Source organism: Cupriavidus sp. CP313, from assembly GCF_054072015.1.
The window spans coordinates 488570-494877 of sequence record NZ_JBSVZB010000001.1 but is presented as its reverse complement, the minus strand read 5'-3'; the positions used below and the strand labels follow the sequence as shown (position 1 = coordinate 494877).

Here is a 6308-nt window from a genome sequence, read left to right as displayed (position 1 = left end):
AGGGTGAGCGCGCAATCCATTTTCGCGACTTCATCACCTCCACTGCCTCGCGCAGAATCTCGTTCTCCATGGTCTTCTTGCCCAGCAGGCGCTGCAGCTCACGAACCTGCTTGAGCGCATCGCTCAACTCGGACGCTGGCACCACCTCCTCCCCAGCACTGACCGCAGACAGGCTGCCGTCCTGGTACAGCTTGCGCCAATGAAAGAGCTGGTTCGGATTTACGCCATGCTGGCGCGCCACCATCGACACGGTCTTACCCGGCTCGCAGCTCTCGCGCACCATCGCGAGCTTCTCTTCCGGCGACCAACGCCGCCGGCGCTCCGGCCCCGTCAACACTTCCACCAATTCCTGCTTCGTTTTAGTCATAAACACAGTCGTATGCCTACCCGCTATTGTAAGTGGGGGACTGTGTCCGGCGATTCAGGGGGCCGCTCCAGCGGGAATCGCGCTGCCATCAATCATGAAGGACATGGGTGTCAATTCGACGAGTGCCGGGTTCATGGTTAGCTCGGCGCTGTTCGGGATGATGGTGGGTGCCATCTTTCTCGGTACGGTTGCTGACAGGATTGGTCGACGTCGGGCCATCGCCATCTGCGTCGGACTCTTTAGTGTGTTCACCGCCGTGGCCGGCCTTACCAGCGACCCGGTGACGTTCAGCGTTACCAGGTTTCTTGCGGGCCTCGGGATCGGCGGTGTGATGCCTAACGTGGTAGCTCAGATGACGGAATACTCGCCCAAGCGAATTCGCAGCACCATGGTTACGCTGATGTTCAGTGGCTATGCGGTGGGAGGCATGCTGGCTGCTGTCCTCGGCAAAGGTCTGATCGAGACATACGGCTGGCAGTCCGTTTTCCTTGCAGCGGGCGTGCCGGTGCTGCTGATCCCGCTTATCCTGAAGTCGCTGCCCGAATCGATGCCGTTCCTGATCAAGTCTGGACGCATTGAAGAGCTAAAGAAAACTGTTTCGAAGCTGGAGCCGGGTTACCGGCCACAAGCGGATGATCTCATCGCGCTGCCTGCCGCGGACAACACCAACGATGCGCCGATTCGCCAATTGTTCCGTGAGGGGCGTGGTTTCAGTACCTTGATGTTCTGGGTCGTCTTTTTCATGTGCTTGTTCATGGCCTACGCGCTGAGTTCATGGCTGGCCAAACTGATGGCCACTGCGGGCTACAGTCTGGGCTCCGCATTGACCTTTGTCCTGGTATTGAACTTTGGAGCGATCGTCGGTGCGATCGGAGGGGGCTGGCTGGCCGACCGCTTCCATATCAAACATGTGCTGGTGGGGTTCTTTGCGCTGGCGGCTGTGTCGATTTACTTGCTCGGCTATGGTGTACCTACGGCGGTGCTGTATTTCGTCGTCGGTATGGCCGGCGCGACAACCATCGGCACCCAGATTCTGGCCTACGCATATGTCGGTCAGTTCTATCCTATGACCGTTCGCTCGACCGGAATCGGCTGGGCATCGGGTGTCGGGCGCACTGGTGCGATCCTCGCTCCGATCTTGATCGGCATCCTGGTGGGTAGGAATCTGCCTTTGCAGCAAAACTTCATTGTGATTGCGGTTCCCGCGTTGATCGCGTTGGTCGCCATCGCAATGGTCAACCATCGGCGCTCTGCCTCCGTGCATGGGGAGCGGACCAGCGCGGTGGCGTCGGGCCTTCCGCCGGTTGGCACGGTAGCGGGGACCCTGCACCGCTGAGGTCATATTCAGGGGGGAGGCGCAGCTTCATTGGCCCTTCACCGGATTAGCGGCGAGCCCGGCATCAAGCAAGGCTCGCCGCGCGCCACACCAGAGGGGCTCATAGAGCCTGTCTGTGAACCCGTGGCGTGAGACCAGGAATCCAGCGTTGGCCTGCGCCAAGTCCGGAACAAACCAGGCCTGCCACGATGGCCGCTATGCCGAGCGCATGGTAAAGGTGGAGATGTTCCCCTAGGAATAGTGCCGACAGCACGACGCCAAACATTGGCGCAAGGTGTACACACAAGCCCGCTTTGGCGGGGCCGAAGTGTTGCACGGCCCGCATATACAGGAAATAGGCGAGCGCCGACGCAAAGATCCCCACATAGGCCACGGCCGCATAGGCCTTCGCTCCCCATGCCGGCGCGGAGTACGCGCCGTGTTCCATCACCGCGAAGGGAAGCAGAACCAGCAGCGCCAGCGCGATTTGAACACCCATCAGGCCAAGGCGATCCAGGTCCGCGGGGAGTTGGCGCAGCCAGAGTGTATACACCGACCAGCATCCCGCCGCACCCAGGACGATAGCGTCACCCGCGTTGAACGTGATGCTCTGCCACCGCGGCCCTGCCCTTGAAGGACCAGGATCAGGACGCCGACAAACGAGAGTATCAGCCCTGCGCCCTGGTTCCAGTTCAAGCGCTGGCGATAGAACATCGCGCCCAGCAGCACGATCAACAAGGGGGCGAGCGAATTGAGCAGCAGGGCATTGCTGGCGGTCGTGGTCTGCAGGCTGCAATACAGCAGCGAGTTGTACGCCGCGATTCCCATGAACGACGTGCCCAGTACCATCCACCGATGTTCCCACTAGCGCCGCCAGTCGCGACGCATCGCCCCAAGGGCGAATGGAAGCAGGCAAGCAAAGCCAATGACCCAGCGCGCGAGTGAGAGCGTCATCGGCGTCAGTTCGTTGCGAACGGCTCGCCCGACGACGAAGTTGCCTGCCCACAGCAAAGGCGGCAGCAGTAGAAACGAAGGGTGCGGGTTTAGAGGTAGGGAGTGATGCCATGGGTAAAGCTCGAAATGCGAAGTGATAGGGGGATTGTGTTTATTCGCATTGAGGGAAACAATACGGCTTGAATGCAATCTTATTTACGTTATGCGTAAGAATCTGGACAACGGTGTCTTCCACGCCATGCGCGCTTTCGTCTGCGTTGTGGACGCGGGCAGCTTTTCCCTGGCCGCTGAGCAACTCGGGCTGACTACCGCGCAGGTTTCGCGGCTTGTCGGGGAACTGGAAAAGCGCCTGAACGCCAAGTTGCTTCATCGCACGACCCGGCAACGCTCCTTGACCGACATTGGCGCGGATTACCTCGAGCGCTGCCGCGAAGTGCTGGCGCTGGTCACTGAGGCGGAAGCGCAGGCATCCGGCACCGCAATTGTTCCGAGCGGCTGTCTGCGGCTGCAATGCATGTTCACCTTCGGTCAGCACTATGTCGCGCCGCTGCTGCCGGAATTCTTCCGGCGCTACCCCGGGATTCAGGTCGAATACAGCACGTCGCAATACTTGCCTAACCTACTGGCACGCGGCACGGATGTAAGCCTGTACGTGGCGGAGAAATTGCCGGACTCCGGGCTGGTATCGCGGCGTTTGGGAACAACGTTTTCAGTGCTCTGTGCTTCGCCGGCCTACCTGTCGGAACATGGCACCCCAAGGACACCGGCTGACCTTGCGCGTCATCCCTGTCTGCAAGCGGTCAATCCCTCGGTCAGTCCAACATGGACCCTTGTTGCGCCAGACAAGCAAAACTACGAGCTGGCGCCGGAAGGTCCGTGCATCGCCGACACGCCTGACGTATTGCGCGCCGTCGCGGAAGCCGGCATGGGCATCGCGCTGCTCCCGCTATTCAGCGTGATCGAGGCGATACGGTCCGGTCGCTTGAAGCGCATTCTCGCGCCGTGGCGCTCGCCTGACATTGGCGTGTTTGCCTTGATGCCTTCAAGGCATTATATGGATGCGAAAACCCGTGCCTGGTTGGACTTTATCGATGAGCGAATTGCACCGGAAATCGAGCAGGACGCTCGCTTTATTGACGGCAAGCGCCACTAGCTGCGGCGTTCTGACGTCGGTGCGGGCGTGTGCATGGCAGCGAAGGCCGCCGACTCGTCGGTCGCGCGGCCTTCGCGCCCATCGCCCAGATTACCAAGCGTGTTGGTTGTCGTTTGGAAATGAGCCATCCTTGACGGCCGCGACGTATGCGGAGAAGGCGCCGTGCACATCATCTGCATCACGCATGAAATTCCGGACAAACTTTGCCATCCGTCCGAGATTTATCCCGAGCATATCGTGCATGACCAGAACTTGCCCCGCCGTAGCGCTACCCGCGCCAATACCGATGGTTGCGCAGATAGGCATCTCATCGGTGACGACTTTTGCGAGTTGGCCGGCAATCATCTCCAGCACCATCATCGATGCGCCGGCGGATTCCAGAGCGGCCGCGTCGCGTCGGATTTCAAGCGCGGCATCGTCCTGACGGCCCTGCACCCGATAGCCACCCAGCGCCGAGACCGTTTGCGGCGTGAAGCCCAGGTGAGCGCAAACGGGAATCCCGCGCTCAACCAGAAATGCCACGACCTCGGCTGTCCAACCGCCGCCTTCGAGTTTGACCATGTTTGCGCCGGCCTGCATGAGCTGTATCGCAGATGAGATCGCCTGTTCGCAGGACTGCTGATAGGAGCCGAAAGGAAGATCCGCGATAATCAGCGCACTGCCTTCTGACCGTGCCAGACCTTGCGACACGCAGTGGGTGTGATATCGCATTTCCTCCAGCGAAACACCAACTGTGGTTGTCTTGCCCTGGCACACCATGCCCAAGGAGTCGCCAACCATGATGCAATCCACCCCGGCGGCGTCCGCAACCGCCGCAAACGTCGCGTCATAAGCGGTGAGCACTGCAATCTTCTCACCGTTTGCACGCATCTCGGCAATCCGAGTGGTGGTGACCTGCTTACGCTTGCGATCGAGCGGATTTCCGCTCATGCCGTAGGGCGCAGTAACCTGGCCTGCCCCCTCGGTTTGGGGTGTGGGTTGGTTCATGTTCATGTAGTTCGACCTATCGGAGTCCTGGAAATAGGGAAGCGCACGAGGGTCGAGCGCCGGCCGCCGCGGACCCTCCGAATTGGCCAGGTCAGGGCCGGAAGGCGGCGAGCCGCTCAACTGCCTCCTGGAGATTTTCCATAGAGTTGGCAGTAGAGAACCGCACGAACCGCGCAGCGTCGGCGTTGCCGAAGTCCCGGCCCGGCGACATCGCGACATGGGTGCGTTTCATCGCCTCAAAAGCGAAATCCCAACTACTGGACAGATCCCAGGCCTCGAGCCATGCCGAGCAATCGGCCCAGGCGTAGAACGCTCCATCCGGCACTACCGGCACATTGAAGCCAATCTCCTGCAGAGCCGGAATGAACCAGTCCCGCCGCGCCTTGAATTCGGCCCGCCGACGCTCATACTCTGCCAGGCTCTCTGGCTCGAAGCAGGCGAGCGCCGCGTGCTGCGAGACGGCGCTCGGACAGAGGAAGAAGTTTTGCGCCAAGCGCTCGAGGACCGGCACCAGCGACTCGGGCGCAACGATCCAGCCCAGGCGCCAGCCCGTCATGCAAAAGTACTTCGAGAAGCTGTTGATGCTGATGACGTTGTCATCGAAAGCCAGGGCGGTTTGGCCGAAGTCGCTGTCGTGACTCAACCCGAGGTAGATCTCGTCCAGTAACGTAAAACCGCCGTTGGCCTGGACTGCATCGTGGATGCGCCTCAACTCCGCTGGATGAATGGACGTTCCGGTTGGGTTGGAGGGCGAGGCCAGCAATACGCCACGCGTCTTCTCGCTCCAGCTTGCCCGTACTTTCTCCGCGCTGAGTTGATAGCGCTCGCCAGCAGTCGTCGGCACGAGTACCGGGATCCCTTCGGCGCCGATGACGAAATGGCGATTGCACGGATAGCATGGATCCGGCATCAGCACTTCATCACCGGGTTCGATCAGAGCCATGCAGGCCAGTTGCAATGCGGCCGAGGCGCCGGCGGTGACGACAATGCGCCGCGCTGGCACGTCGACGCCAAAACGCTCGCGATACCAGTTGCTGATGCGTTCGCGCAAAGGCTCAATACCAACGGCCGGCGTGTATTGGGTAACGCCGGCGCGTACTGCACGTATGGCCGCTTCCTGAACCAGAGGCGGCGCCGTGAAGTCCGGCTCGCCGATGGTCAGATGGATCACCGGTTTGGCTCGGGCGGCCTCGGTAGCGGCCAATTGTGTAGCCGCCTTGGCTACCTCCATCACGTAGAACGGCTCGATGTGAGCAGCACGCTTCGAAATCTTCATCGAATATCTCCATCCGGGAATGCGCCGCTCTTATGTGGCTCACTGGGGATCATTGTGTGCCAGGCGACGTAAGGGCCACGGAACGGTGGGGCGCTCCCGCCGGCAGGCGTGGGTCGAAACGAGAATTCTCGTGACCTCGTGCGGACTGGACAATATGGCTTACAGAGAATGTGTTTTGTATCCTGCGTAAGAATTGAGGCGCTTTCCATCCGGTTGCGCCGCAAGACGGAACCGCTGCCATTGAATGCGTCTTTCA

Annotated in this window: 7 protein-coding genes; 2 read left to right on the top strand and 5 right to left on the bottom strand. The window is 60.6% G+C overall.

Annotated elements, in window-relative coordinates:
• The coding region (locus ACW4E8_RS02225) for a transposase (RefSeq protein ID WP_456803032.1) at positions 1-343 on the bottom strand (343 nt) is incomplete at its 3' end.
• Positions 344-365: 22 nt separating this feature from the next.
• On the opposite strand from ACW4E8_RS02225, the gene ACW4E8_RS02220 reads away from it, so the two are divergent.
• Positions 366-1703: an MFS transporter gene (locus ACW4E8_RS02220; RefSeq protein WP_456803031.1), complete on the top strand. Its 1338-nt coding sequence runs from the start codon at positions 366-368 to the stop codon at positions 1701-1703.
• Between the two features lie 100 nt (positions 1704-1803).
• Here the strand turns inward: ACW4E8_RS02220 and ACW4E8_RS02215 are convergent, their stop codons facing one another.
• Together ACW4E8_RS02215 and ACW4E8_RS02210 are read right to left on the bottom strand one after the other, a co-directional pair.
• On the bottom strand, positions 1804-2235 hold the full coding sequence (locus tag ACW4E8_RS02215; protein ID WP_456803013.1) for a DMT family transporter: 432 nt from the start codon (positions 2233-2235) through the stop codon (positions 1804-1806).
• Positions 2181-2531, bottom strand: coding sequence for an EamA family transporter (locus tag ACW4E8_RS02210; RefSeq protein WP_456803012.1), 351 nt, complete (start codon positions 2529-2531; stop codon positions 2181-2183). Before ACW4E8_RS02210 ends, ACW4E8_RS02215 begins: the two co-directional genes overlap by 55 nt.
• A gap of 307 nt (positions 2532-2838) precedes the next feature.
• On the opposite strand from ACW4E8_RS02210, the gene ACW4E8_RS02205 reads away from it, so the two are divergent.
• Positions 2839-3789, top strand: coding sequence for a LysR family transcriptional regulator (locus ACW4E8_RS02205; RefSeq protein WP_456803011.1), 951 nt, complete (start codon positions 2839-2841; stop codon positions 3787-3789).
• A 90-nt stretch (positions 3790-3879) separates the two neighbouring features.
• Here ACW4E8_RS02205 and panB read toward each other — a convergent pair whose 3' ends face one another.
• Positions 3880-4776, bottom strand: a complete 897-nt coding sequence (gene panB / locus ACW4E8_RS02200; RefSeq protein ID WP_456803030.1) for a 3-methyl-2-oxobutanoate hydroxymethyltransferase — start codon at positions 4774-4776, stop codon at positions 3880-3882.
• Positions 4777-4867: 91 nt separating this feature from the next.
• Positions 4868-6052: a pyridoxal phosphate-dependent aminotransferase gene (locus tag ACW4E8_RS02195; protein WP_456803010.1), complete on the bottom strand. Its 1185-nt coding sequence runs from the start codon at positions 6050-6052 to the stop codon at positions 4868-4870.
• Positions 6053-6308: the final 256 nt, after the last annotated feature.